General features: G+C 42.8%; 22 protein-coding genes and 2 tRNA genes. 11 read left to right on the forward strand and 13 right to left on the reverse strand.

Annotation, left to right across the window (positions count from 1 at the left end; genetic code table 11):
* Positions 1 to 56: 56 nt before the first annotated feature.
* The 4 genes from NJD71_RS01440 to NJD71_RS01455 are packed head-to-tail and all read left to right on the forward strand — an operon-like array spanning position 57 to position 3,175.
* Positions 57 to 635, forward strand: a complete 579-nt coding sequence (locus tag NJD71_RS01440) for an AAA family ATPase (protein ID WP_319050146.1) — start codon at positions 57 to 59, stop codon at positions 633 to 635.
* Positions 632 to 1,201 (forward strand): hypothetical protein, encoded by a 570-nt coding sequence (locus NJD71_RS01445; protein WP_319050147.1) that lies wholly within the window; start codon positions 632 to 634, stop codon positions 1,199 to 1,201. Before NJD71_RS01440 ends, NJD71_RS01445 begins: the two co-directional genes overlap by 4 nt.
* A gap of 10 nt (positions 1,202 to 1,211) precedes the next feature.
* Positions 1,212 to 2,591, forward strand: a complete 1,380-nt coding sequence (locus tag NJD71_RS01450; protein ID WP_319050148.1) for a hypothetical protein — start codon at positions 1,212 to 1,214, stop codon at positions 2,589 to 2,591.
* The gene (locus tag NJD71_RS01455; RefSeq protein ID WP_319050149.1) at positions 2,588 to 3,175 is read left to right on the forward strand and encodes a hypothetical protein; all 588 of its coding nucleotides are present in this window, start codon (positions 2,588 to 2,590) and stop codon (positions 3,173 to 3,175) included. The genes NJD71_RS01450 and NJD71_RS01455 overlap by 4 nt, the downstream gene beginning before the upstream one ends.
* Positions 3,176 to 3,307: 132 nt before the next feature.
* Here the strand turns inward: NJD71_RS01455 and NJD71_RS01460 are convergent, their stop codons facing one another.
* From NJD71_RS01460 to NJD71_RS01500, 9 genes are all read right to left on the reverse strand, one after another.
* Positions 3,308 to 4,669 (reverse strand): tyrosine-type recombinase/integrase, encoded by a 1,362-nt coding sequence (locus NJD71_RS01460; protein WP_319050150.1) that lies wholly within the window; start codon positions 4,667 to 4,669, stop codon positions 3,308 to 3,310.
* Between the two features lie 162 nt (positions 4,670 to 4,831).
* Positions 4,832 to 4,918 (reverse strand) — tRNA-Leu (locus tag NJD71_RS01465).
* A 124-nt stretch (positions 4,919 to 5,042) separates the two neighbouring features.
* Positions 5,043 to 5,116: transfer RNA gene (locus tag NJD71_RS01470), tRNA-Cys, on the reverse strand.
* A gap of 225 nt (positions 5,117 to 5,341) precedes the next feature.
* The gene (gene fdhD / locus NJD71_RS01475) at positions 5,342 to 6,331 is read right to left on the reverse strand and encodes a formate dehydrogenase accessory sulfurtransferase FdhD (RefSeq protein WP_442967636.1); all 990 of its coding nucleotides are present in this window, start codon (positions 6,329 to 6,331) and stop codon (positions 5,342 to 5,344) included.
* A gap of 57 nt (positions 6,332 to 6,388) precedes the next feature.
* Positions 6,389 to 8,719, reverse strand: coding sequence for an FdhF/YdeP family oxidoreductase (locus NJD71_RS01480; protein WP_319050152.1), 2,331 nt, complete (start codon positions 8,717 to 8,719; stop codon positions 6,389 to 6,391).
* Positions 8,720 to 8,910: 191 nt separating this feature from the next.
* Positions 8,911 to 9,705 carry an ABC transporter ATP-binding protein gene (locus NJD71_RS01485; RefSeq protein ID WP_058024151.1) on the reverse strand — a complete coding sequence of 265 codons (795 nt, stop codon included), beginning with the start codon at positions 9,703 to 9,705 and terminating at the stop codon, positions 8,911 to 8,913.
* 64 nt (positions 9,706 to 9,769) lie between these two features.
* Entirely contained in the window at positions 9,770 to 10,669 is a 900-nt protein-coding gene (locus NJD71_RS01490) for an ABC transporter permease (RefSeq protein WP_319050153.1), read from the reverse strand.
* A 446-nt stretch (positions 10,670 to 11,115) separates the two neighbouring features.
* Positions 11,116 to 12,156 carry an ABC transporter substrate-binding protein gene (locus NJD71_RS01495; protein ID WP_319050154.1) on the reverse strand — a complete coding sequence of 347 codons (1,041 nt, stop codon included), beginning with the start codon at positions 12,154 to 12,156 and terminating at the stop codon, positions 11,116 to 11,118.
* 77 nt (positions 12,157 to 12,233) lie between these two features.
* Positions 12,234 to 13,277 carry an ABC transporter substrate-binding protein gene (locus NJD71_RS01500; protein WP_319050156.1) on the reverse strand — a complete coding sequence of 348 codons (1,044 nt, stop codon included), beginning with the start codon at positions 13,275 to 13,277 and terminating at the stop codon, positions 12,234 to 12,236.
* Between the two features lie 575 nt (positions 13,278 to 13,852).
* On the opposite strand from NJD71_RS01500, the gene NJD71_RS01505 reads away from it, so the two are divergent.
* On the forward strand, positions 13,853 to 14,248 hold the full coding sequence (locus NJD71_RS01505; RefSeq protein WP_319050157.1) for a hypothetical protein: 396 nt from the start codon (positions 13,853 to 13,855) through the stop codon (positions 14,246 to 14,248).
* 132 nt (positions 14,249 to 14,380) lie between these two features.
* Here the strand turns inward: NJD71_RS01505 and metG are convergent, their stop codons facing one another.
* Together metG and NJD71_RS01515 are read right to left on the reverse strand one after the other, a co-directional pair.
* Positions 14,381 to 16,480: a methionine--tRNA ligase gene (gene metG / locus NJD71_RS01510; protein WP_319050158.1), complete on the reverse strand. Its 2,100-nt coding sequence runs from the start codon at positions 16,478 to 16,480 to the stop codon at positions 14,381 to 14,383.
* A 349-nt stretch (positions 16,481 to 16,829) separates the two neighbouring features.
* Entirely contained in the window at positions 16,830 to 18,245 is a 1,416-nt protein-coding gene (locus tag NJD71_RS01515; RefSeq protein WP_319050159.1) for a GntP family permease, read from the reverse strand.
* Positions 18,246 to 18,676: 431 nt separating this feature from the next.
* Here NJD71_RS01515 and NJD71_RS01520 point away from each other — a divergent pair, with 431 nt between their 5' ends.
* From NJD71_RS01520 to dcd, 6 genes are all read left to right on the forward strand, one after another.
* A complete protein-coding gene (locus tag NJD71_RS01520; RefSeq protein ID WP_319050160.1) occupies positions 18,677 to 20,017 on the forward strand; it encodes a short-chain fatty acid transporter in 1,341 nt (446 codons plus the stop codon).
* 220 nt (positions 20,018 to 20,237) lie between these two features.
* A complete protein-coding gene (locus tag NJD71_RS01525) occupies positions 20,238 to 20,951 on the forward strand; it encodes a CoA transferase subunit A (RefSeq protein ID WP_319050161.1) in 714 nt (237 codons plus the stop codon).
* 139 nt (positions 20,952 to 21,090) lie between these two features.
* The gene (locus NJD71_RS01530) at positions 21,091 to 21,720 is read left to right on the forward strand and encodes a 3-oxoacid CoA-transferase subunit B (RefSeq protein ID WP_319050162.1); all 630 of its coding nucleotides are present in this window, start codon (positions 21,091 to 21,093) and stop codon (positions 21,718 to 21,720) included.
* 156 nt (positions 21,721 to 21,876) lie between these two features.
* Positions 21,877 to 22,677, forward strand: a complete 801-nt coding sequence (locus tag NJD71_RS01535) for a 3-hydroxybutyrate dehydrogenase (RefSeq protein ID WP_319050163.1) — start codon at positions 21,877 to 21,879, stop codon at positions 22,675 to 22,677.
* 212 nt (positions 22,678 to 22,889) lie between these two features.
* Positions 22,890 to 24,101 carry an iron-sulfur cluster carrier protein ApbC gene (gene apbC / locus NJD71_RS01540; protein WP_442967626.1) on the forward strand — a complete coding sequence of 404 codons (1,212 nt, stop codon included), beginning with the start codon at positions 22,890 to 22,892 and terminating at the stop codon, positions 24,099 to 24,101.
* A gap of 134 nt (positions 24,102 to 24,235) precedes the next feature.
* Positions 24,236 to 24,811, forward strand: a complete 576-nt coding sequence (dcd, locus tag NJD71_RS01545; protein ID WP_149489812.1) for a dCTP deaminase — start codon at positions 24,236 to 24,238, stop codon at positions 24,809 to 24,811.
* A gap of 120 nt (positions 24,812 to 24,931) precedes the next feature.
* Here the strand turns inward: dcd and NJD71_RS01550 are convergent, their stop codons facing one another.
* Positions 24,932 to 25,369: a ClpXP protease specificity-enhancing factor gene (locus tag NJD71_RS01550; protein ID WP_319050164.1), complete on the reverse strand. Its 438-nt coding sequence runs from the start codon at positions 25,367 to 25,369 to the stop codon at positions 24,932 to 24,934.
* A gap of 74 nt (positions 25,370 to 25,443) precedes the next feature.
* A complete protein-coding gene (locus tag NJD71_RS01555) occupies positions 25,444 to 26,058 on the reverse strand; it encodes a glutathione S-transferase N-terminal domain-containing protein (protein ID WP_319050165.1) in 615 nt (204 codons plus the stop codon).
* Positions 26,059 to 26,130 lie beyond the last annotated feature (72 nt).

Below are 26,130 nucleotides of genomic sequence, written 5' to 3' on the forward strand. Positions count from 1 at the left end.
ATTATGTAGTCAGGTAAGTCTGGTTATAAGTTTCTCATTGATGATTAGGATTTGATGTGACTAAAAAGTTAGTGTTGGTTGCTGGCGCACCTGGCAGCGGTAAAACATATATCGGTAAACAAATTGCTAAAAAGACCAAAAGCACCTATTTGGATAAGGATACTATTTCAAGGTTTTCAACTGAACTTCTTTTAACCAGTATGGGTTCAAATATAAACGATAGAGAAAGCTCTATATATTTGGATAATATTAAAGATATTGAATATAAAACGCTTATAAAGACCGCCATAGAAAACCTTGAGGCGGTGGATATAGTCATCTGCTCAGCGCCTTTTATTGGACAAATACAAAATCAAGAATGGCTTGATGATTTGGTTTTTGATTTAGAAGTTATTGATGCAGCCTTAGTGGTTATTTGGGTGAAAGTAGATATACCGACCGCAAAAGAACGCATATTGTCTCGTGGCGCCAATAGGGATATGTGGAAGCTTTCTAATTGGGCAGAGTACAGTAGGACAACGCCACACAGTGACATTAACTCAAGCTATCCAATTCAGATCATAGATAATAGCAACACATTACAGGCGCCATTAGAAGAACAGATAAACCAATTTATTAAGGACTCACTTCAATGAATAAAAAGATATTACTAATAAGTGGTACACCCGCATCTGGCAAAGATACGTTAACCAACTTATTGTGCCAAAAAGACAAAAGATTTACTCACTTTAAGAAGCACAAGATGGGCGAGTCTGGTCGTATTGATGACACATATATTTTTGTAGATAAAGAGACATTTAATTCAATGGCAGATAATGAAGAGTTTATACAATATCATTATCGTTATGAAAGAGGGTATGCGGTTGCTTTTTCTCAATTACAAGTGTGCTGGTCTAAGGGCTTGATTCCTGTAATTCATGTTGGTAAGTATGAAAATATAGCCGCATTTTATAATCAACAAGATGTTGAAATTTGCAGTTTACTTTTATTGGTAGATAAAGAGACAACGAAAGAACGTTTAGCGCTTCGTCATCCTGGCGATGAAAAACAGATTGCTGAACGCTTACAGTCATATAATGAAGAGCGAAAAGAGTTAGCTGAACTCATTAATAGCGGTGATTCTCTACTGTTTGACTATATTATTAACAACTCTAACAGTCCTGATAAAACACTTAAAGCTATCAAAAAGATTTGTTTTTAGAGTTGCGTTTATGGATAATTACCAGGTCATAAAACGCATACGTTTTAGTGAAGACGATATAAAGCATATTATCGAATCAACAATACCCATCAGAATTGATACGGCTATAGGTAAAGATAATGTTGTTTTTAAAGATGTGAATTTTAGTGGGCTTGAAATAATTAAGTCCAAGTTTAAATCAAGCTTGTCATTCATTAACTGTGTGTTTGAATCGCCTGTAATACTTAACAAAGTATCTTCCGAAAGTGAAATTAGTTTTAATAAATGTATATTTGATAAGGGCGTATTGCTTTTCAACTGTAATTCAAACCATATCAGCTTTTCAGGATGCTCTTTAGGTAGCCATATTACCTTTGACTCTACCGAATGCCAAAAAATAAGTATTTACAAAGTAGAGTGTTCAGCAATTTATGTACTATCAAGTATACGGTCAACTAAGATCAAGGAGATCGAACTTAGCGAAGCTGTAGTAAATGATGTTATAAAAATTGAAGAAATACACAACGCTCATCGAATCTCTTTTGATTCAATAAATGCCAGTGTGATTCGTTACGATTCAATGCTATTGACAACATCATCAGAAATAAAGATGTCTAACATTAATTGTGATGACTTGAGGTTTGAAAATAGCAAACTAGAAGTTAATAGTCATATTCAAGTCTTACAGTCACAGATCAAAAACCTTTTATATCGTAATATGGTTTTTAATAGAGGTTGTAAGGTATTGATAGAGAGTAATCTTATTGAAGGTAAGCTGTTTATTCAACAGTCTGTCTACAATAACTGCTCTATTGATTTTTCTACCAGTGACATCACTCATCTGAGCTTAGACCCTGAGCTACTAAAATTTTTATATGATAGTAATAAAATCACACCAATTATGTCAACAGACATGCCCCTCGAACGTCAGATTGAAACCTTAAAAAAATTAAAAAGTAAATTCTCTGGAGACAGTCTTTATGAAAGTGAGGATATTGTATTCTTTTTTATGAAGAATAAGGAGTATAGTTATTTTTTAAAAAGTCCTGAAAACAGTATTTCTAAGCTAAAGTATTTGTTTTTTTATATATTTGGTAGGTATTGTTTTGGATGGGGCGTAAAATTAAAGCAACCATTAATAACATCGATGGCGGTCATTATTATTTTTTCGATGATATATTATTTTATATATGATATGTCGTCTTTTGTTAATAAAATTAATTTTTTACAAGTGGATTATACTGGTAGCTTTGGAGCGGTTTTAATGTCCACAGTTACCTTTTTTGGACAGTATACGGATATAGAAACGGAGCTGGCTTTGAATGCTATACTACATATCACTGAATTTATTTTAGGAGTTCTATATATTACTTTGCTTGTTGGTATATTGATTAGGAAGTTAGTACGATGATTAAAAAGATTATTTTTGATTATGGTGGCGTTATTTCGTATGGTAGTCGTACAGATGCTTTAGCGGGCATATTAAAACTCGATCAGATACAAAGAGAGGCACTAGAGAAAAGGTTAAAACATCCTGACATTAAAAAAGCGGCAGTAGGCGCTTATAATAAGGAATTTGTCTCTACTGAGATAGCGAAAGTATTGACTGATATTACATATAACGATATATGCTATGCAATATATCTTGCGTCACAACCTGAATCTAAGATGATAGATTTAGTGATAAAAATAAAAGAAGACTATGAAATCTATCTCGTATCAAACAGTATTCCAGAGTATAGTGAGTATATTCTAGATCATTGTAATCATTTATTTGATGGTATTTATTTATCAGATAAATATCATGCTAGAAAGCCTACAGATTTGTTTGAGAAGATCATATCTATAGATGAGTCGTTCTTTTCAAACTCTATCTATATCGATGACGTAAGAGCTAATCTTCATCTTCCTCAGACTTACGGGGCTATTCCTATAGAGTTTATATCTTATAGTAATTTAATAGAAAATTTGACCGAATTATCAATTATAGAATAATTTCTTATAATCGCTATTTCAAAACCTTGGCTAGTTTTAATATTGAAAACATAGTATTCTTACTAAAAAAAGACTGTGTAACAGCCTTTTTAGCTAATATTATATCTCTCAATTTATTTAAAAGTCAGGTGCTTAAGCCTTATTCTTCAATAGGGCTAACACCTGATCCTCTCCCAATTCAGCGATTAACGCTTGCAGCTGGGAGCTAGAATCAGCGTCGTCTTTGGCATCGGCTCTAAACTTAGCGGTATCTCTGCCTTCTCGTAATGCGTCTAAACAGTCCGCCCAGTTTTGCATCATCTCACTACGATCATCAATGTACTCAAATCGACCATAGGCGGTTCCATTGGGATCTTTAGTCGTATGACCCAATGCCATCTCAACAAGCACAAGCGGGTACTTTAGCTGCTCTTGTAGGATAGTCTTCGCTGTCGCGCGAAAACCATGTGCGCAGTGAATGTCTTTATAGCCCAAATCCTTTAACCGCTTATTCGCTGTCGCATCAGAGATGATCTGATGCTTTTTTGCCGTCTCACTGTAGAAGACGAACTTAGTATGACCATTGATTTTCTGCTGCGCGCGTAAGATAGCCACTGCCTGACGGGGTAGGGGCACGATCATGTCCTTGACCATGTTTACCTTGCCTTGTCCTTTTAGTGGCTTTAATGTCCACCTGCCAGCGTCTAGATCGACGTCAGCCCAGCGCATACGCCTGAGATCACCATTACGCACAAACAATAATGCCAATAGCCTAAGGGAGTTTATCGTGTTTGGATCACCTTCTATTGTTTCAATATCCCGCAGTAGCTTAGCAAGCTCTTTGGGCGTAGTAATCGCAGGACGATGACCATAGCTCGATTTAGCCAATTGGCTTTTGATTAATGCCGCAGGATTACTACTACAAAACCCGCGAGCGCCAGCATAGACAAACACATCACTAGCGATACCTGCACAGCGCTCAGCCTTGTCTGTGGGCTTGCCAGCTTTGTTTAATGAATTAGCTTGAATGTCTAACAGTACTTCAAGCATTCTAGGCGAGCTGATCTCGCTGATCGGCTCATCGCCAATGTATGAGCATATTAGCTCCAACCGACCTTTCTTACGAATGAGGGTATTACTCTTCTGAGTCTTATCTAGACTGTCAAAGTACTCCCAAGCAAAATGATTAAAGCTGTTATTAGTATTGCTTAACAGTGTTTTCTTTTCTTCTTCACGATAGTCTTTTGGGTCAATATTACGGCTAAGCAGTTCTTCATAGTCACGCCACATCTCACAGGCACGCGCAAACGACACACTTGGGTAGACACCCAGTGAGATACGTTTGTTTTTAGATAAGGTAGGGGACTTATAGCGATAAAGCCAAGACTTAGTACCATTGGGTCTGACCATCAAATATAGCATCGGATGGTGTTTAACAGAGACCAAATATTCTTTATCTTCGGCCTTGTGACTGCTGATGCTGCGATCAGAGCTGATTGGCTTGCGTGTTCCCATGACTGCCACCCAATGTACATTTAAAAGTCAGTGTACATAGTAGTGTACATCAGATGCATGGATTGGGATAGATAGAGCAGGACAGTATAGAACGCCAGATACAGCAAAGCCCCTGATATCAGGGGCTTTAGATGTTCTATAAGATAGTATAGGACTATGTAATGGTACCCGGAGCCGGACTTGAACCGGCACGCTATTGCTAGCGAGGGATTTTAAATCCCTTGTGTCTACCAATTTCACCACCCGGGCAAAACTTGTGTTATCTAATATGTAAACCAGCTGATAGACCATCTGGTTACTAGATAAGTGGTCGCTATTATAATCGGTTGGGATAATAATGCAAGCCAAAATTAACGTAAAGTTAATAGATAATTGGAGGCTGGAGTCGGAATCGAACCGGCGTTAACGGAGTTGCAGTCCGCTGCATGACCACTCTGCCATCCAGCCAATCAAGGTGGACTATATTAGCAAAAATATGCCAAATTACAAGTCATTTTTCATGCAAACAAAGGTTATTTTTGATTAATATGGATTTAGCCTTTATTTTCAATTGGTTGAGTTGCTATTGATTTAGTTGTAATTAGATAATAAAAGGACAAAGGAGTGTTAAACACCAAATATTAACCTGATGAGCGATCTCTTTATTATTACCTTTATCTCTTTTAATATTATTTAGACCTGTGAATAGTAAGTCACTCTATTATTGCGTAAAAACCCAGCCAATCCAAGACCATAGCGTTCAGCGACACGTACGGCGGTACTGGTCGGCGCTGACATACCCACGAGCCAAGGAATGTGGCTTCGAACAGACTTCTGTACCAATTCAATCGATAGGCGTGAGGTCATGAGTACGCAATCAACCGCTACTTTTTGTCGCAATTGCCAACCGATTAATTTATCGAGCGCATTGTGGCGTCCCACATCCTCAAACAAGTATAACTGCCCATTGTATATCGTTGCTGCTGCGTGCACAGCGCCTGTTAGTTGATGTGTGTGCTGTGCAGCATCCACTTGCTGACGTAATGCCAATAGATAGTCAAGGCTTGGTACAGTCGCCTTAGAGCCATGGATGTTTGCTTGTGAGTAGTGGCTCAAGTCGGGCAATGCCTGTGTCAGGCCAGTGATACCGCACATACCGCAGCCTGTACGCCCCGCTAGTTGCCGCTTCTGAGCTTGGATACGTTGATGGCAACGCTGGCTTAAGACCAGCTCTACGACATAGATATCGTAATCTTGAAGTTGTTGTAAGCTTTGCTCAAATGATGATGGTTCGAAATTCTCGTCTCTTGAAGCCTGAGCAAACTTTTGGTAGCTATCAATATCCGTAAGATGAGTCACTTCCCAGTCGAGTAACTCATGACTGTGCTGAATTAATCCCTCACTAAATAAGAAGCCAACAGCCAAGTACTCTAGTTGGTAAGGGCTGGCCATTAGTACTGCATAATGAATCCCATTGATGATAATTGAAACCGCTGCTTCTATGGCTAAACTGGTGGTATGAGATTCGATATAAGCTTGAGAGGTATCGTTCCCATTATCAAGTCGATCATTATCTAATGAGTAATAATGCTTATGCGCTAAGTGATTGCGAGCAAGCAGCATCTCAGACGCTGCAGTATCTTCAGATAAATCTGTCGTAACCACATTAGTTTTACTTATCATATCGGTGGTGCTAGGTGACTCATTTTGCTCAACGCTATCTTCAGTTATCATAGTCATTTACGCAGGCTCAGCTATTCGAGCACCTGCATTGACGCGCTCCAAAATAACGGTCGTCGACTTGTACGCTGGAATATGAGAGTCTGGCGCATGTGTGTCTAAATCGAATAGGTCATTACATTCAGGATAGTAAGCGGCAACGGCGTTAGAGGCAATGTCCATCTCCGTTAATATCAGTGGACCTAGTATGCGTGGTTGTCCTGAACGGTCTTTGGTACGTTGGCGAGTCACCATGACGTTATCACCTTTTTGCCAACCTAAGCGGCTGATTTCATCTGGATGCATAAACAACACATCGCGGCGATTGGTTTGGCGATAGCGGTCTTTAAACCCGAATATCATGGTATTAAATTGATCGTGACTACGGACGCTGGTCAATTGCCAAACCTTTTGCGTTACGTTTTGCGTTGTATTCTCGTCATCAATGCCCTGCGCATCTTTCATTTGGGCTGCAACGTACGTAATAGGGTATTGCGGTACTTCAAACTGAGCTTTGCCGCTTTCGGTATTCCATACACGATGGCGAGCCGCGTGATACAAATGAAAGCCACGCTCAGAGGTGCGAATGCGCTGATTAAAGTCTTCAAATCCATTAATAGCTTGAGCGATATAGTCTCGAATAAGGTTAAAATCTTCACTCATGGCAAGCCAAGGAATAGACGAGTCAGCACCGAGCACATGAATCGCCATGTCTGCCACAATTTGTGCTTCAGATTTTAAAATGTCGCTCACAGGTTTTAGCTTGCCTTGAGTTGGAACGATTTGGCACATTGAGTCTTCGATCGTGGCAAACTGCTCACCTTTTGTCGTTGTAATGCGCTCAGTACGACCTAGACAAGGTAAAATTATATTATTTGCACCCGGATATAACATCGTCTCATTAAGCTTAGTGCCGACAAATATATTGAGCTGAGTGGTGGTTAATGCTTGTTGAATAGCGCTCGTATCAGGGGCTGCCACAGCATAATTACCGCCCATACCCATAAAGACTTTTAATTTACCTTCGATAAGTGCTTTGGCGCCTGTGACGACATCGTAGCCATGTTCTTTTGGCATAGGGCGCTCAAAGACGCGCTCTAGACTGTCTAATAAGGTTTTACTCGGGCGTTCATGGATACCCATGGTACGATCGCCCTGAACGTTGGAGTGACCACGAACAGGGGAGGCGCCCGCACCATCAATACCAATCATACCCATTAGCAGCAGTAAATTGGTAATCATTGCGACATTGTCATCGCCTTGTACGTGCTGGGTGATGCCCATGCCCCAAGTACAAATCGTCGCTGAACTGTCAGCAACTAGCTTAGCGAGATTGACAATATCTGTTTGAGTGATACCGCATCCGAGCGTGATATCTTCCCAATTTTGCGCTGTTAGCCACTGTTTTAGCGCTTCAAAACCTGAGGTATGAGTGGTGATAAAATCGTGGTTGATTCTATCATTTTCAATCAGCCATTTGGCAATGCCCGTCAATAGCGCGGCATCCCCGCCGATTTGAATTTGAATGACGTCATCAACCATATCATCGCTTTGACCCGCGGCCATATGCGTTGGTTTTTGCGGATTTCTAAATCTACTCAAGCCTTGTTCACGCATCGGATTGATTGAGATGATGCGGCACCCTTGCTCATGCGCGTGGGCGAGCATCTCCAGCATTCGTGGATGATTAGTCGCTGGGTTTTGCCCAAACATCAAAATAAGCTTGGCCTGCTCAAAGTCTTCTAACATGACGGTGGCTTTACCAATACCTAACTGTTTGCTGAGCATGACCGATGTGGGTTCATGACACATATTAGAGCAGTCTGGCAAGTTATTAGTACCAAAGCAGCGTACAAATAACTGATATAAGAAGGCTGGCTCGTTGGTCACGCGGCCTGATGTATAAAATAGTGCTTCATCGGGTGAATCAAGCTGTTTTAGCTGTTCAGCGATCAAGCTATAAGCCGTTTCCCAAGGAATAGGGACGTAGCGATCTTGCGCGGCATCGTAATAGACAGGCTCTGATAAACGACCACTATGCTCAAGCTCGTAGCCAGACCATCCTTGTAACTCGGTCACGGTATGCTTCGCAAAAAACTCGGCATCAGCTTTGTGCGTCATGGTTTCACTAGCAATGACCTTGATGCCGTTTTCACAAACATCGATGGCTTTATGCGACTTATGATCAGGCCATGCACAGCCTGGACAGTCAAATCCGCCTCGAGGTTGATTGCTTTTGAGCACGCTAAGGCCGCCCCGTAGAAACGTTTGATAGTCCATCAGTTTTTGAGTCGAGGAGATCAGCGCAGGCCAACCAGCAGCAGGGTGGGAGTAAATAGGAATTTTGCGCATGACAGACCTCATAGATAGATGACAATAACGAAGCATTGATAGACAACAACTATATAATGGTCAACAGAAACTTCATATGATCATTAACTATAGATAACAAAAAACCTTCAAGAAAAATCAATTCTCTTGAAGGTTTTAGGAGTAGCTAAAACAGTTATATCTGCTACGTAAAATTCATAAGTTAAAAAGTATTAGCTTAAAATCAAGCTGTCATCTTCGACCTTTTCGCCGCGTGTTTGCTCGAACATATCTAACAAATCGTGTACGGTCATGCCTTTACGAATGTCTCCAGACACGTCCAAGACCACTTGCCCTTGGTGTAGCATCACGGTGCGCGTACCATGTGCCAATGCTTGTTGCATAGAGTGGGTCACCATCATGGTGGTGAGCTTATTGTCTGTGACAATTTTATCTGTCAATTCTAAAACAAAGGCGGCAGTTTTTGGATCAAGGGCAGCAGTATGCTCATCGAGCAATAAAATCTTAGAGGGCTGTAGCGATGCCATCAGCAGGCTCACCGCTTGACGTTGACCACCAGAGAGTAGACCCATACGGTCTGTCAGGCGATTTTCTAGTCCCAGTTTTAACACAGACAGTTTTTCACGGAACAAGTCACGGTTGTTTTGATTTAGTGCAAACTTCAAGCCGCGCTTGCCGCCACGTTTGTAGGCCAGTGCCATGTTTTCTTCGATCGTCAGCGCTTCACAAGTACCTGCCATCGGATCCTGAAAGACACGAGCGACCCAGTGTGCACGTTGATGGGCGGATTTTTTGGTGACATCAATGCCATTTAGCAAGATTGAACCACTATCGACGCGCGTGGTACCGCTTACTGCGTTCAAAAAAGTCGATTTACCTGCACCATTGGTACCAATAACAGTGACGAACTCACCATCAGCAATGTTTAAGCTGATACCACGTAGGGCAGGGTTTTCGATAGGTGTGCCTGGATTAAAGGTCAACTGTAAATCGGTGGCTTGCATCATAATCGTTATTCCTTATTATCTCTTCGGGCAAAGCAAGTGCTGTTGGTACTTGCTTAAACTGTCATTAGGCGCGAACTTTGCGTGATAAAAACTTCGTTTTCGCTTTTGGTAAGACCAAAGCCAGTACCACGAGTAACGCGGTAATTAAGTTCAAATCTTGCGGACCAAAGCCGATACTACGCAGTGTATCGCTCGATAGTGCGACCTGAATAAACAGCTTGTACAATACTGCACCGACCACAACCGCAAAGGTAATTAACCAAATACGCTTGGCAGGAATGATGGTCTCACCAATGATGACTGCTGCTAGACCGATGACGATGGTGCCGATACCGATAGAAATATCAGCGCCGCCTTGGGTCTGGACAAATAGCGCACCTGCCAAGGCAATCAAACCGTTAGAGATTGCCATACCGATGATGGTCATCCATGAGGTATTAATACCTTGTGCTTGTGCCATTCTCAAGTTTGAGCCCGTAGCACGCATTGATAAACCAGTTTCGGTACTATAAAACCAGTTTAAAAATATCATAGCAATCGCCACGACGACCCCGATAATCAGACAGCGCATCCAATAACCATTACCGTCAGTGACTAAGCTACTAAATACTGTCGTTTCACCAAGTAAGGGTAGGTTTGGCGCACCCATAATACGTAGGTTGACAGAATATAGAGCGACCATCACCAAGATACTAGCGAGCAGTTGCAGGATACCGAGCTTGACGTGCAGCCATGCGGTGACGATACCAGCGACTGACCCTGCTAACATACCAAAAGCACAGGCGATCCACGGGTTGATACCAGCGACGATAGAGATGCCAGCGACGGCGCCGCCTAACGGAAAACTACCGTCAGCGGTCAAATCAGGAAAGTCGAGCGTACGAAATGAAATCAGCACACCGAGTGCGACTAGGCCATAAATCAGACCACTTTCAAGCGCACCAAAAAAAGCAATTAAAGACATAAGAGATCAGTAAGTCATAACCCAGTGTCTAGCGTATGGTATCAAGATAGGTAAGTGGCAATGGCCAAAACCCTCTACATGCTAAACAGCTAAGCGGTGAATTTAACAGATTAAGCAATCTGCGGTTAGGGTAAACCAAAACAGGTCACGATTAACAACGATCATAAGTTACCTTGGTTTAAAGCTCTGATTCAAGCGACAGCAATATTCGATGCGGTAAAGTGTATTTTACGCAACAAGTACCAGATAAGCCACAAGCTAAATACCGCAATATACGAAACAAGCTCATTGAAATAGGCGTTACTGAAACAAGAAGCCCAGCCTACTGATTCATAGCTGGGTTTCTTGTCTAACATTTAACATCGAAGCATAAGATAGACGATCAATTAATGAGCGTTACGGCTATCTTATAACGGCTGCTGCTCTGAGCCAAATATAAAGGTGCGTTATTCTACCACTTCTTTTGCTTTATCGATAACCGCTTGTGACAAAGTAATGCCTTCTTCTTTGGCATGTTTTGGGCTGACATATAGATTAAGCGCTTGCGGGGTATAAACAGGGATAGCGCCTGCTTTTTCACCGTTTAAGATACGCACAACGATTTTGCCCGTTTCACGGCCAAGCTCATAGTAGTCCACGCCTAATGCTGCAACTGCACCGCGCTCAACCGAGCTGGTATCCGATGCGATAAGCGGGATTTTGCTTTCTCTTGCGATTTGATAGAGTGACTCGTACGCAGATACCACGTTGTTATCAGTCGACGTATAGATCATATCGACCTTGCCTTCGAGACTACGGGCTGCCATTGCAATGTCATTACTACGCTGTGCTGGCGCTTCGAGTACATTGATACCTAGTGGCGTTAGTTTCTCTTTTAGGTTCTTTAGGATAATGGTCGAGTTGACCTCGCCTGGGCTGTAGACATAACCAACGTTCTTTAGATCTGGAATGATTTGACGCATCAGCTCGATTTGTGGCTCATATGGTAGAGCATCTGATGCGCCTGTGACATTGGTACCAGAACCATCTAGAGTAGGTACGAGCTTGGCCGCTACTGGGTCAGTTACCGCAGAGAACACCAATGGAATACTGCTAGTAGAAGCGGCAACAGACTGTGCAGATGGAGTGGCGATAGCAACGATAACATCTGGTGCGTCAGCGACGAATTGCTTGGCAATCTGTCCGGCAGTCGCTGTATTACCTTGCGCGCTTTGGAAGTTAACCGTTAGATTTTCACCGTCTTTGAATCCTGCTTCGTTCAGTTCATCAATGACACCTTTACGCACATCATCAAGCGCTGGGTGTTCGACGATAGCAGTGATAGCGACTGTCTTCATCGCTACCGTATCACCGCCCACTGCACCATCAATAGTATCTGGATCATCTGTTGGCGACTGATTACAACCCGTCAAGATAGCGGTGCAGACGCCGCCTAATAAGATAGCTTTGCCAAAATTAAAACGACCAAAACGATTTTGAGACAACATGGGTTTTACTCCTAAAATAATAGTGTGTCCATACACTATATAAATAATGAATGTGCTAATGGATAGCTGAATACTTTTTATTTGGTATCAGTATCGACATTGATGGCATTTTTTAGCAAGTCTGCTGGCAAGTTGGCACCTTGTGTTTTAGCGTGCTTAGGACTGACATACAAGGTTAGATCGTTCATGACTTCAGGCTCGATAGTATTGACGGCTTCACCGTTTAATACACGATATACCATTTTGCCTGTGGTACGTCCAAAGTCATAATCGTTGACACCAAGAGCAGCGGTGGCGCCGCGTTTCACACTGAATTCATCAGATGCGATAATCGGTAGCTTTAGCTCATTTGCTGCTTGTGTCATTGCTTCAAAGGCAGATGCAACGTTGTTGTCAAATGAGGTATAAATAATATCTGCACGTCCCTGCAAACTACGTGTTGCCATACCGATATCGGTTGGGCGGTTGGCAGGAATATCTAATAACGACAGACCTCGTGCTGGCAGGGCTTGTTTGAGACTCTCTCGCAATGATACTGAATTGGCTTCGCCTGGACTGTAGACATAGCCTATCGTTTTTAGGTCAGGCTTTATCTGCTGCAACAAATCTAACTGCGGCTCTAGCGGGAGCTGACTTGATAGTCCGGTCAAATTGCTTTGAAAAGGCTTGCCATCTTCGGTGATGAGCTTGGCACCTAGTGGGTCTGATACCGCGGTATAGATAATAGGAATCGTGGTGGTCGCCGCTACAATCGACTGAGCTGATGGTGTAGAGATTGCCACGATGGCATCCGGATTGTCTCCTGCAAACTGCTTGGCAATCTGTCCGGCTGTCGCTGTATTACCTTGCGCACTTTGAAAATTAACCGTTAGGTTTTGACCTTCGACATAACCATTATCTGCCAATTCATCAATAATACCGCGGCGCATATCATCTAATGAGGGGTGCTCAACAATTTGGGTAATGGCAATGGATTTGGCGGGTTTGTCTGTAGCGCTACTATTTTCAGTTGTCGCTGCAGTATCAGTAGAGGAGTTTGAGCAGCCGATGAGGCTAAGTGTGCTAACGGCACTAAGAGCAACGCCATATAGGCTCAAGCGTAGAGTAGAAGCAATAGTCATTATTAGATTAACTCATAGGTTATATCAATCACAAAAGTCAAATGAGTGCTATCAGAGTGGTCGCGACTACTTGTGGTAGTGCTCAAACCATCTGTCAGGCTCTATTTTTGATTGTTGAAAAAGGATATTGGAGAATGCAGATTAGCCGAGTCAATGCTATGTCGATAACGAGATAACAGGCTAACCATTAAATACAGTAATCGTTCCATCGATTATTATGTTTATATTATGACAGCAATGTAAGTTATCGCAATAAAAAATTAAAGCGCGTTCGTCATAGGTACGACAGATACAGGTATTGACGAGCAGTGTAGAGGTTTATTTTAAAGAGGTCATCATAGAGTAATGCCTTTCAAGTGAACGTTATACTCAAAAAAATAACAATAAAAAGCTTACATTCGAGCAACCCATCTATCACGTACCCGCTTCATCATTAATGTAAACTTATCTTCATACGGTAATGCGAATGCGCTAGTGCATATAACATTGAAATAATCACTATACTAAAATAATAAATATGTGATGCGCTCTGCTATTTACCCAATGTCTCGAACAACTATTGTAAGGATAATATGATGAATATCGCTAATCTGAAACTATTAACTATCGCTGGTATTACGGCCACTTCATTAGTTTGCCTGCCTGCTATGGCAAAAGACAATAATGGTAATGGACACGGTAACGGCAATGCCAAAGGCAAATCTGTTTATAGTAGTAAAGATTATAAGCAAAACGGCAACGCCCAGCCCAATATCAATGCTTATCGTAATGCTAGCCCAAACGCTTCGTTCAAGCGTGATCTTGATAAGTACGGTTATAGAGTAGTCGGCAAGATTGATAGAAGAGATTATGATCGTTCTGTTATTTTAGATCGTTATGATGATCGTTACGTTCGTATCCGTACGCCAGATAATAATATCGTGACCGTAATCAATGACACGTTGCAGATCATCGATATTTTAAGTAGATAAGATTTCAAGTAGATAACAGCAAGCTCTATTCTTTTTAAGTGAGTCATAAAAAAACGGTCTAAATAGACCGTTTTTTCGTTCTTTATTTTTCGTTCTTTAATGATTACTTACATCATTAGTGAAGCCAACGTTTTATGCGAGGACATCACCAATGACACAGTTATCAGGTAGCGTAACGACCGTTAGCTGAGTTTTTGGATTACCTGTAGAGAGTACCATGCCTTCTGAGATACCAAATTTCATTTTACGCGGGGCAAGATTGGTGACGCAAATAACTTTCTTACCCGTCAATTGCTCAGGCTCATAGAACTTACGAATACCGCTAAAAACGTTACGTGGCTTGTCCTCACCAACATCTAGGGTGAACTGTAGTAACTTGTCTGCGCCTTCTACATGGTTGCATCCTAAGACGTGTGCGACCTTCATCTCGACCTTGGCAAAGTCTTCGATGCCAATGTAGTCAGTCTGCTCGGTATCAGCATCTGTCGCAGCCGCTTTTTCGTTTGCGGCAGGCTTGCTACTTTCAGTTGCGGCAGGTGCGTCTGTTTGAGTCAGTGATGCTTTGGAGTCTTCTACCATGGCTTCAATATCTTTTTCTTCGATACGCTGCATCAACGGTTTGAACTTATTAATTTTATGACCTAATAACCACTCATTACGACTGGCAAAGCTTAAATCATCAATGTTCAAAAACTCTTTGGCATTATTAGTCAGCTCAGGCAAGACTGGGGCAAGATAGACCATCAATTGACGGAAGATATTAATAGCAACCGAGCAGACGTCTTGAACCTCTTGCTCAGTACCCTTCAACTTCGCTAGTGACCATGGTTTTTTGGCATCGATATATTCGTTGGCTTTGTCCGCACATTGCATGATAAGACGCATGGCACGTGAGAACTCACGATTCTCATAAGCCGCCGCAATTTCATCGCCTGTTTTGGTGATGTCTTCTAACAGCGCTGACTCGGCGCAAACTTCTGACAGTATACCGTCGTATTTCTTAACCAAAAACCCTGCACTACGGCTTGCGATATTGACGACTTTACCCACCAAGTCAGAATTGACCTTTTGCATAAAGTCTTCTAAATCAAAGTTGATGTCTTCTACTTTATCGGTCAATTTACTGGCGAAGTAATAGCGCAGATATTCAGGATGCAAGTGCTTAGCGTAGGTACGGGCATTGATAAAGGTGCCGCGTGACTTACTCATTTTTGCGCCATTGACCATCAAGAAACCATGGGCAAAGACGCCAGTTGGGGTGCGCAATTCGCTACCCGCGAGCATTGCTGGCCAAAATAGAGCATGGAAGTAAACGATGTCTTTACCGATGAAGTGATAGACTTCGGTTTTGTGCTCGTTTTCTTGTGCCCAGTAACGATCGAAATCCAGCGCCTCATTGGTGCCGGCACGCTTATCACATAAGTTCTTAAAACTTGCCATGTAACCGACGGGCGCATCTAGCCAGACATAAAAGTATTTGTCTGGCTCATCGCTTGGCGTATCTGGGATTTGGAAGCCAAAGTAAGGGGCATCACGAGAGATATCCCAGCTGGCGAGCCCAGAGTCGAACCACTCTTGAAGTTTGTTAGCGACTGATGTTTGCAAACGATTGTCACTGCGCGTCCAGTCCTGCAAGAACTGCTCAAACTCTGGTAGATCAAAGAAATAATGTTTAGAGGTTCTTAGGACAGGCGTTGCGCCTGAAATAGTTGAGCGTGGGTTTTTTAACTCTACAGCATTATAAGTTGTGCTACAAACCTCACAGTTATCGCCATATTGATCCTGTGCACCACATTCAGGGCATTCACCTTTGACAAAACGATCGGCTAAAAACAATTGCTTTTCAGGATCAAACAATTGCTCGACATCTTTGGTACTAATATGACCTGCATCATTAAGGCGACGATAAATCAGCTCAGAGAAATGCTTATTATCTTCTGAATGGGTAGTGTGATAATTGTCATAATCAATAAAAAACTTTGCAAAATCGGCTTCGTGTGACGCCTTTACTGCTGCAATTTGCTCTTCTGGCGTGACGCCATTGGCTTCTGCCTTGAGCATAATGCCAGTGCCATGAGCGTCGTCTGCGCACACATAAGTGACTTTATGGCTTTGTGCTTTCATCGCACGTACCCAGATGTCAGTCTGAATATGTTCTAAAAGATGCCCCAAATGGATGTCTCCATTGGCGTAGGGCAGCGCACTTGTTACTAGAATCTCACGCACTTTCATCACCTATATTTTTATATAAACGGGTTGGTTATCAAACGTCGTCAGCTATTTATGGCTATTGGACGCGATATTATCAATGCTAAAAACTTCCAAAAATGAGGAAAATTTAAAAAGTGCGCCTATGATACCGTAATTCAGTCAAATTTGTGATATTCCTTAGTAATTACTTCTCATTTACCAGCTATTTACGAGTTGTAGATAGTCGATTTTCACTGTGTTTATAGACGGTATGTTGCTACAAAAAACCCACTAAGCATTGAGCTAAGTGGGTTTTATTTGTGATGCGATGCGCTTGAACACTAGGAGCACATATCAACTTGCAACTAGACTGTCCTAGAATAAACCAAACTTAGAATGAACCAAACATTGTACCTAGCGTGATCACAGCCACCACAGCGACCAATGGAATGACCATGGTGACCATTGCCAAGTTTAGATAAGACTGTTTGTGGGTGAGACCACAGATAGCCAATAGCGTAATGACAGCACCACTGTGCGGCAGTGTATCAAGACCACCTGCTGCCATGACGGCGACACGGTGCATGAGTTCAGGGTCAATACCCGCATTAACAGCCATTCTGAGATAGTCTTCGCCCAACGTCGATAGCGCAATACTCAAACCGCCAGATGATGATCCTGTGATACCAGCCAGCGTGGTCATAGCAACCGCTTCTGAGATCAGAGGGTTGTTAGGGTTTAGGTTCAGGATGCTATCACGGATAAGAAGAAAACCAGCTAGCGACGCGATAACTGCCCCGTAACCGACTTCTGATGCGGTATTAAAAATCGGCAACATAGAATCATAAGTACCGCGGTTGATGGTTTTTTGTAGATTATTCCAATGTCCGATACGCAGCAGAATTAACACCACACAAGCCACAACTAGTGAGATGATAATTGACCACAGCCCTAATGAGCCTGCGACATTTAAGTCCGGAAACTGAGTTTGCAGACTACCAAAATCTATCGTTGGAAAAATCACATAGGTCAATAAAGCGTTCAAGCCAATAACCAATACGAGTGGAATCATAGCAACAGTGAATGAGGTTTGATGAGTGTTTAATACCTCAGCTTCTTTCTCAGCGGCACCTATACCGCCTACATCCTCTTCATCATGCTGACCATAACCTTCGCCTGCTGCATTGGCTTTTTTGGCGCGCGTTTGTAGCCACATCCACCCACCGATGAACATAATCGTACCACCGATGATACCCAAAATAGGCGCAGCAAAGACGTTGGTATTGTAGTAAGGAATAGGAATAGCATTCTGAATCGCTGGTGTGCCTGGCAGGGCAGTCATCGTAAAGGTAAATGACCCTAGAGCGATGGCTGCTGGAATCAAACGCCTTGGAATGTCTGCGGCTTTAAATAGGTCTTTGGCGATTGGATAGATAGCAAAAGCTACAACGAATAGCGATACACCGCCATAAGTCAAAATTGCACAGACCAAAATAACAGCAAGTATGGCTTTGCTCGCACCGAGCTTTTCGACAACCGTATTGGCAATAGCGGTTGCTGCGCCAGAGTCTGCCATCAAGCGCCCAAACAATGCACCCAGCAAAAATATAGGGAAGAATTTGAGTAAGAACCCACTGAGGGCGCCCATAAAAATATCAGTATAAGCGGGGATGGTACTTAAAAAATCACCTGATAGTAAGACTGCTAGTGTCGCCATAATCGGTGCTAGGATAAGCACTGAATAACCGCGATATGCAAAAAACATGAGTAATAATAGGGTAATGACAATAGCAAGCGTACTAAACATGACTGGCCCTCCTTGGCAAAATTGGCAAAAAAATAAGGCAGCGAGTATGCCGTTCTTATCGTTATAGGTCAATAAAATTAATCAAAATAAGCCTATTTCGTCTGTTTTATCAAACATAAATCCAGATTATCACTTAATTAATAACAGCTATTCTGTCGATCTATATAGCGCATTGCATTGACTCGCGTGCTTTTGGTGTTCTTTTCTAGTCGCTACGAAAATAATATGTTAAGTTAGCACAACTGTTTCATGCATGATATAGCGATATAGAATGTATTATTATAAAAAATACGATAATATATAATGTTTGCTACTTATCAGATGCAGAGCGCAGTAAGTGAGCTTGAGTCTGATAGTGACGCAAAGTAAGCGTTAAAAATAAGCAGTAGTCATCCTCAGAACCAAACATCAAATTTACAAGGAATGTGAATATGTTTAGTGCCATTACCAATATGAGCGTGCAGTTAGTCAATCGCTACCTGCCATCTCCATTTGTCTTCTCTATTGTGTTGACACTCATTGCCTTTGCTGTCGGTCTTGCGATTACTGGTCAAGACATGATCGCGATGGCAGGACACTGGGGTAATGGGCTTTGGTCACTGCATAGCTTTGCGATGCAAATGGCACTTATTCTAGTGACAGGTTATGCGTTTGCCAGTGCGCCATTCATTCAGCGTTTATTGGATAATCTAGCCAGTAGAGTCCATTCTCCTACGACTGCCATTATGGTATCGACCTTGGTCGGATTGGTGGGTTCATGGATAAACTGGGGATTTGGTCTGATTATTGGTGCTATTTTTGCCAAAGCACTAGCAAAAAAAGTCGCCAACGTGGACTATCCTTTGCTCGTCGCTGCTGCCTACTCAGGATTTGTGATTTGGCATGGGGGTTTTTCAGGGTCGATACCTCTAACGCTTAGCTCTGGTGGTGATACTTTGCTGACATTGTCAGGCAATACTATGACGGAGGCAGTACCATTATCGGAGACTGTTTTTGCTGGCTATAACTTGCTGATCGTGGGTCTGCTTATCGTTATTCTGCCAATTCTAAACCGCTTTATGCATCCAAAGAATCCTACGGTTATTGATCCTAAGCTCATCAAGGAAGAAGTGTATGTCGCGCCGCAAAGAGACACGCCTGCGCAAAAGCTAGATGATAGCCGTATTATCGCGGTGGTATTGCTAGCCTTGGCATTGATGTATTACATTAGCGAGTTTGGTACCAATGGTTTTAATCTAGGATTAAACATTGTCATCGGTCTATTCTTGTTCATAGGTCTGCTGTCGCATGGGACACTAGAGCGGTATTATCGTGCCGTCAATTCAGGGATAGGTGGTATCACCGGTATTGTGTTATTGTTCCCGTTTTATGGCGGTATCATGGGCATTATGACTGGCGCAAACGCTGATGGCATCTCTATTAGTACCCAAGTGACCCAGTTTTTTGTCAACTCCGCCTCTGCAGACAGCTTTCCAATTTTTGCATTTTTGAGTGCTGGATTGGTCAACGTCTTTGTACCATCGGGTGGTGGGCAGTTTGCGGTACAGGGACCTGTCATGATACCTGCCGGTATTGAGCTGGGTGTGAGTCCAGCCGTTACAGCAATGGCAGTAGCATGGGGTGATGCATGGACCAATATGATTCAACCTTTTTGGGCCTTACCGCTACTCGGTATTGCAGGTCTGGATGCGCGAGCCATTATGGGCTATTGCCTGATCGTACTTGCCGTATCTGGAGCCATCATTATGGGTGTGTTTTGGCTAGTGGTATAGTCATTCCATTATAAAAGTACTACGGCGTTAACCTCGCTTATACTATTTTTAAATGGAATCGACTGTATAACGTTATAACGCTCAAAAGAAAAACAAGCATGATTCATTTTCGCTGTTGGTTTTTGCCAAGAGCATCACTCAAATGGATAATTGAAACACTTAATTCAGCATTAGTTTGTGCAAGAATTAAAAATATAAACGATAATTATAGGAGACTAGCATGAGTCAATCAAAAGTATATAGCAGTGCTGAAGAGGCGCTAAAAGATGTCGTCAGTGACGGACAAACGCTTGCTATCGGCGGTTTTGGTCTGTGCGGTATTCCAGAGGCATTAATCGAAGCATTACGTGATAGCAAAGTTAAAGAACTGACCTGTATCAGTAATAACGCTGGTGTCGATGACTTCGGTCTTGGTCTGCTGCTACAAACGCGTCAAATCAAAAAAATGATCTCATCATATGTGGGTGAAAACAAAGAGTTTGAGCGTCAGTATTTGGCAGGCGAGTTAGAAGTTGAGCTGACGCCGCAAGGCACATTGGCTGAAAAGCTGCGTTCAGGTGGTGCTGGTATTCCTGCGTTTTATACTGCAACTGGCGTAGGCACACTAGTTGCTGAAGGCAAAGAGACGCGCGATTTTGATGGTCGCACTTACGTGCTCGAGCATACCTTACGCGCTGATGTCGCACTCATAAAAGCGCAAAAAGCTGATAAAGCCGGTAATTTGATATTTAATAAAACTGCTCGCAACTTCAACCCAGACTGTGCGATGGCTGGCAAAGTCACCATCGTCGAAGTAGAAGAAATCGTCGAAACCGGCACATTTGATCCAGATGAAGTGCATCTGCCAGGTATTTTCGTTCAGCGTATTGTACTGAATGCTAATCCTGAAAAACGTATCGAAAAAACCACGACTAAAGCGGTAGAAGGCGCGTAAATAACAACGTGATCGAAGCTCAGTCGTATATAACATTGATAGTCAGTTTTAAATGAATCATAGTTCATACAGCTTATCGATTACGTAACTGGCTGTCTAAATAATAACAATAGCATATTGCAAAAATAAGGAAACCGACATGGCATGGACAAGAGAACAAATGGCGCAGCGCGCTTCACAAGAACTACAAGATGGCTACTATGTGAACTTGGGAATTGGTCTACCAACGTTAGTTGCCAACTATATCCCTGAAGGCGTTGATGTGTGGCTACAGTCAGAGAATGGCTTATTAGGTATTGGTGAGTTCCCTACAGAACAAAACGTCGATGCGGACTTGATTAACGCCGGTAAGCAAACGGTCACTGCAGAAGCAGGTGCCAGTTATTTTAGTAGTTCAGAGTCTTTTTCAATGATTCGTGGTGGTCATGTCAATTTGGCTATATTGGGCGCTATGGAAGTCTCAGAAAAGGGCGATCTTGCCAACTGGATGATCCCCAAAAAAATGGTCAAAGGCATGGGCGGGGCGATGGATTTGGTCGCAGGCGTACAGCGTGTCATCGTATTGATGGAGCAAGTCAACAAGCACGGTGACCCTAAGATTTTAGCCAACTGCGAGCTACCGTTAACCGGTAAAGGCGTGGTTGATCGTATCATTACCGAGCTTGCCGTATTAGATGTTACTGACAGCGGGCTGAAGTTAGTAGAGTTGGCAGATGGTGTGAGCTTTGAGGCATTACAAGAAAAAACGCCAGTAAACATTATCCAGTAAGCATTGCACGGTAAGCTCTTTATAGTAATGCGACTGTTATTAAATAAATGATCTGTACTACTGAATAAATACGCCACTATGATTATAGTGGCGTATTTATTCAGCTCTGTTTTTATAGTATTCAAATAATACGTTAGACCATGATAAGGAGTATATATGGCGACCCAATTACAACAAGATTTGACAGGTAAAGTAGCGTTAGTCACAGGCTCTGCAAGTGGTATCGGCCGTGATATTGCTGAGACTTATGCTCAGGCAGGTGCAGCCGTTGGTATTGCTGATATCAATATTGAAGCAGCACAAAAAACCGTTGATGCTATCGAAGCTACTGGTGGCCGCGCGCTTGCGATTGCTATGGATGTGACGTCAGAAGATGCAGTAAACGACGGTGTGCAAAAGCTGGTCGATGCTTTTGGTGGTATTGATATCTTGGTCTCTAATGCTGGTATTCAGATTATTGATCCTATCGATAAAATGGCATTTAGCGATTGGAAAAAAATGCTCGATATTCATTTAGATGGTGCGTTTTTGACAACCAAAGCCGCAATTCAGCATATGTACAAAGCTGATAAAGGGGGCACCGTCATTTATATGGGCTCTGCTCATTCGCATGAGGCTTCACTATATAAAGCCCCTTACGTGACTGCCAAACACGGACTGCTGGGTCTGTGCCGCGTTTTGGCTAAAGAAGGCGCCACGCACAAAGTACGCTCGCATGTGATTTGCCCAGGGTTCGTTAAAACACCTTTGGTCGAAAAACAGATTCCAGAGCAGGCTGCCGAAAAGGGCATCAGTGAAGAGTCGGTCATCAACGATATCATGCTGGTGAATACCGTCGATAAAGAGTTCACGACAGTCGAAGATATTGCTCAGCTGGCGCTGTTTTTAGCGGCTTTCCCAACCAATGTATTTACAGGGCAGTCTATCGTTGCCAGCCATGGCTGGTTTATGAACTAGGATTGATATCGAGTTGTAGCAATATGACTCTTGTATACCACAGCGTCAGACCTACTGGCGTTGTGGTTTTTTTATGCGTCCAATTCAGCTACACTGTCACGATAAAAGGTTTGGTTAAATGCTCATCGACGCTATCGCATCAACAGATGCGCTAAGATATAAGATAAGCCGTTCACTAAGCCCACCCACTTTTATAGGCAACAATAATAGCTATGTTTAATTTTATGAAGAAAAAACCCACAAAAACTGAAACGCCTGAGCAGCAGGCAGAGCGTGATAGCGCCGTTGACAAAGTCCTACTAGGATATGAGATAGGCACCGTCAGTATCGCAACGATGGTTACAGGGCTTGAGCGTGATGGCGAAGCACTCACCTTAGACTTGCGTCTACCGCAAGACAGCAACCCTGAAGCTATTCAGCAGGAGCTTGGACAACTGTTACATCCGCACGGTATTACTACGATTCATATGAATGTGCGTCTACCTGCGCCAGAAAAAGGCGCAGGCTCAAGCTTGCCAAAGCAAATGCCGAGAACAACGAACGCAATGGAATCACAGTCCAAGCCGACGTCTAATGCTAACAATGCTGAGCCACCAATCACTAAGGCTGCACCCACCCAAGCCTCATTGGCCGCGCACCCGCGTATTCGTCATATTATCGTTGTGGCATCAGGTAAGGGTGGCGTTGGTAAATCAACGACAACGGTCAATATCGCACTAGCACTACAGAAGCTCGGCAATCGCGTGGGTGTGCTCGATGCGGATATTTATGGCCCTAGTATGCCAACGATGCTGGGCGTCGCTGATGTAAAGCCGCAGCTAGAGAACGAGCAATTTGTGCCAGTCGATGCGCATGGCATGGCTATGCTGTCTATTGGCAGTCTGCTCGATGGAGACAGCACGCCTGTTGCATGGCGTGGACCAAAAGCCACAGGCGCACTGATGCAGCTGTATAACCAAACCAACTGGCCACAGCTAGATTACTTAGTGATTGATATGCCGCCAGGTACAGGCGATATACAGCTGACATTAGCACAGCGTATCCCAGTCACGGGAGCAGTGATTGTGACAACGCCGCAGCACGTTGCATTACTAGATGCACAAAAAGGTGTGGAGATGTTTAACAAAACCAAAATACCTGTGCTGGGTGTGGTCGAGAATATGGCACTACATACCTGTAGTAACTGCAATCATACCGAAGCGATCTTTGGCACTGGCGGCGGTGAGTTTATTGCTGAGCAGTATCATGTACCATTATTGGGTCAATTACCGCTCGCCAGTGGTATCCGCGAACAAGTTGATAAAGGCGAGCCAAGCGTATTGGCTAATGATGAGTTTGCAAGCTATTATCTGGACATCGCCAAAAACATCGAAACCAATATCAATAAATTTGCAAAACCTGTCGATGATAAGCGGATTTTCTAGTAGGTAATAATAAGATAGGGTATTGGTTACTTAGTCAGTCTAAAACCAATATAGGATAAAGCAGCCATCACGCTATAAATCTAGCTGTCAATTCCGTATAATCGTCGCTATTAAATATTTGCTAAGGAACAACAATGTCTATCAAGTCTGACCGCTGGATTCGTAAAATGGCTGAAGAGCATGGCATGATTGAGCCATATGAGCCAGGTCAAGTGCGCTTTAATGATGCAGGTGAGCGTTTGGTAAGCTACGGCACCTCAAGCTATGGCTACGATGTACGCTGTGCCCCTGAATTTAAAGTTTTTACTAACGTACACTCAGTCGTTGTCGATCCTAAAAACTTTGACGAAAAAAGCTTTATCGATATCGTCGGTGATGAATGTATTATTCCACCAAACTCATTTGCGTTAGCGCGCACGATGGAATACTTCCGTATTCCGCGTGATGTACTGACTATCTGCCTTGGTAAATCAACGTATGCACGCTGCGGTATTATCGTCAATGTCACGCCGCTTGAGCCTGAATGGGAAGGGCACGTCACTTTAGAGTTTAGTAATACGACCAATCTGCCAGCCCGTATTTATGCCGGTGAAGGGGTGGCACAGATGCTGTTCTTCCAAAGCGATGCTGATGACGTCTGCGAGACCAGTTATAAAGACCGTGGCGGTAAATACCAAGGTCAGCGTGGCGTGACACTGCCAAGAACCTAGATAGTCAGCTTCTATGCATCATATTAAGCGCTTAAGCCTTTAAATAGGCAACAAAAAAGCCAGTCATATTAATTATGGCTGGCTTTTCTTATGTCAAAAAGAATAGATATGGTGCTCCAACTACTTCAATACTTTTAACCCTGCTTTATTATCACGCTTCGGTTTCGGAGCTTTTGTAGGGTTTTGGCTGGCTGTTGGCACTGAGTCATCTTCTGGTACATAGTCATCATACTCTTTAGGGTCAAAAAACATTCCTTGTGAGTTTTCTTTGGCGTATATACCCATTACCGCAGTGAGTGGTACCCAAATCTCTTGCGAGACGCCGCCAAAACGAGCGCTAAAATGTATGTAATCATTTTCCATACTCATGTTACCTGTCGCGCGACTGGCAATGTTGAGTACGATGCGACCGTCCTGTACATGCTCTGTGGGTATCTGAACATTATCGGCAGTGGCATCTACCATTAAATAAGGCGTCAAAGCGTTGTCTTCTATCCATTGATACAATGCGCGTACCATATAAGGACGGGTCGGTGTGATAGAGGTGTTTTCGCTCATCTAATGATTTCCTATAATAATGATTTTTGATAATTGAAAAATATATTTCTTAGAGTTTTGTCAAATGACAAATTCTACTTAACACTTTTTTGAAAGCTACTACGTTCAAAGACTCTCGTTTGATACTCAAACAATGGACGGCTGATCGCACGTGGCAACTCGATACCCATCTCATCCAACCGCCATAACAACGGTGCTAACAGTACATCACACCAGCCAAACTCATCAGCCATAAAATAAGGTTTATGAGCAAACAAAGGCGATAAAGTAATCAACGAATCGCTCAGTTGCTTTTTGGCAGCACCAGCTTGCGCCTTATTAAAGCTATCTGGATGTGTCAATAAGCGCTTGCCAAGTACGAGCCAATCACGTTGAATGCGCCAAGCCAGCTGACGAAACTGTGCACGCTCTTGCGGCGTATCAGGGAGCAGTTTATTAGTATGATAGCGCTCTTCAAGATATTCAAAGATCACGTTGGTTTCATAAAGAGCGATCTCACGCTGCTGTAATACAGGCAAGGTATGATAAGGGTTAAGCTCAGTCAAATCTTCAGGGCGCTCAGAATGCAGACGAGACAAGTAATAAGCGAGCTTTTTTTCTTCAAGTAACAGGCGTACCACATGACTGTCGTAGCCGTCATCAGCATACAGAATTAGCTGACTACTTGGAATGTCATTCGCATCAATCATGAAAGCCTAATGTTAAGAGTGAAGGCTGTCATCGTAAACAAACTCGCTCTGTTTATCAAGGTAGTGTACGTA

It is taken from the genome of Psychrobacter sp. PP-21 (assembly GCF_033790785.1).
Taxonomy (GTDB): domain Bacteria; phylum Pseudomonadota; class Gammaproteobacteria; order Pseudomonadales; family Moraxellaceae; genus Psychrobacter.

Excerpts from the sequence above, each read along its gene's own strand:
- NJD71_RS01550 (WP_319050164.1), bottom strand. The coding sequence starts at position 25,369 with ATGAGCGAAAACACCTCTATCACACCGACCCGTCCTTATATGGTACGC.
- NJD71_RS01460 (WP_319050150.1), bottom strand. The coding sequence starts at position 4,669 with ATGGGAACACGCAAGCCAATCAGCTCTGATCGCAGCATCAGCAGTCAC.
- NJD71_RS01480 (WP_319050152.1), bottom strand. The coding sequence starts at position 8,719 with ATGCGCAAAATTCCTATTTACTCCCACCCTGCTGCTGGTTGGCCTGCG.
- dcd (WP_149489812.1), top strand. The coding sequence starts at position 24,236 with ATGTCTATCAAGTCTGACCGCTGGATTCGTAAAATGGCTGAAGAGCAT.
- NJD71_RS01555 (WP_319050165.1), bottom strand. The coding sequence starts at position 26,058 with ATGATTGATGCGAATGACATTCCAAGTAGTCAGCTAATTCTGTATGCT.
- fdhD (WP_442967636.1), bottom strand. The coding sequence starts at position 6,331 with ATGATAAGTAAAACTAATGTGGTTACGACAGATTTATCTGAAGATACT.
- NJD71_RS01515 (WP_319050159.1), bottom strand. The coding sequence starts at position 18,245 with ATGTTTAGTACGCTTGCTATTGTCATTACCCTATTATTACTCATGTTT.
- NJD71_RS01500 (WP_319050156.1), bottom strand. The coding sequence starts at position 13,277 with ATGACTATTGCTTCTACTCTACGCTTGAGCCTATATGGCGTTGCTCTT.
- NJD71_RS01530 (WP_319050162.1), top strand. The coding sequence starts at position 21,091 with ATGGCATGGACAAGAGAACAAATGGCGCAGCGCGCTTCACAAGAACTA.
- metG (WP_319050158.1), bottom strand. The coding sequence starts at position 16,480 with ATGAAAGTGCGTGAGATTCTAGTAACAAGTGCGCTGCCCTACGCCAAT.
- NJD71_RS01535 (WP_319050163.1), top strand. The coding sequence starts at position 21,877 with ATGGCGACCCAATTACAACAAGATTTGACAGGTAAAGTAGCGTTAGTC.
- NJD71_RS01505 (WP_319050157.1), top strand. The coding sequence starts at position 13,853 with ATGAATATCGCTAATCTGAAACTATTAACTATCGCTGGTATTACGGCC.
- NJD71_RS01495 (WP_319050154.1), bottom strand. The coding sequence starts at position 12,156 with ATGTTGTCTCAAAATCGTTTTGGTCGTTTTAATTTTGGCAAAGCTATC.
- NJD71_RS01485 (WP_058024151.1), bottom strand. The coding sequence starts at position 9,705 with ATGATGCAAGCCACCGATTTACAGTTGACCTTTAATCCAGGCACACCT.
- apbC (WP_442967626.1), top strand. The coding sequence starts at position 22,890 with ATGTTTAATTTTATGAAGAAAAAACCCACAAAAACTGAAACGCCTGAG.
- NJD71_RS01445 (WP_319050147.1), top strand. The coding sequence starts at position 632 with ATGAATAAAAAGATATTACTAATAAGTGGTACACCCGCATCTGGCAAA.
- NJD71_RS01490 (WP_319050153.1), bottom strand. The coding sequence starts at position 10,669 with ATGTCTTTAATTGCTTTTTTTGGTGCGCTTGAAAGTGGTCTGATTTAT.
- NJD71_RS01450 (WP_319050148.1), top strand. The coding sequence starts at position 1,212 with ATGGATAATTACCAGGTCATAAAACGCATACGTTTTAGTGAAGACGAT.
- NJD71_RS01520 (WP_319050160.1), top strand. The coding sequence starts at position 18,677 with ATGTTTAGTGCCATTACCAATATGAGCGTGCAGTTAGTCAATCGCTAC.
- NJD71_RS01525 (WP_319050161.1), top strand. The coding sequence starts at position 20,238 with ATGAGTCAATCAAAAGTATATAGCAGTGCTGAAGAGGCGCTAAAAGAT.
- NJD71_RS01455 (WP_319050149.1), top strand. The coding sequence starts at position 2,588 with ATGATTAAAAAGATTATTTTTGATTATGGTGGCGTTATTTCGTATGGT.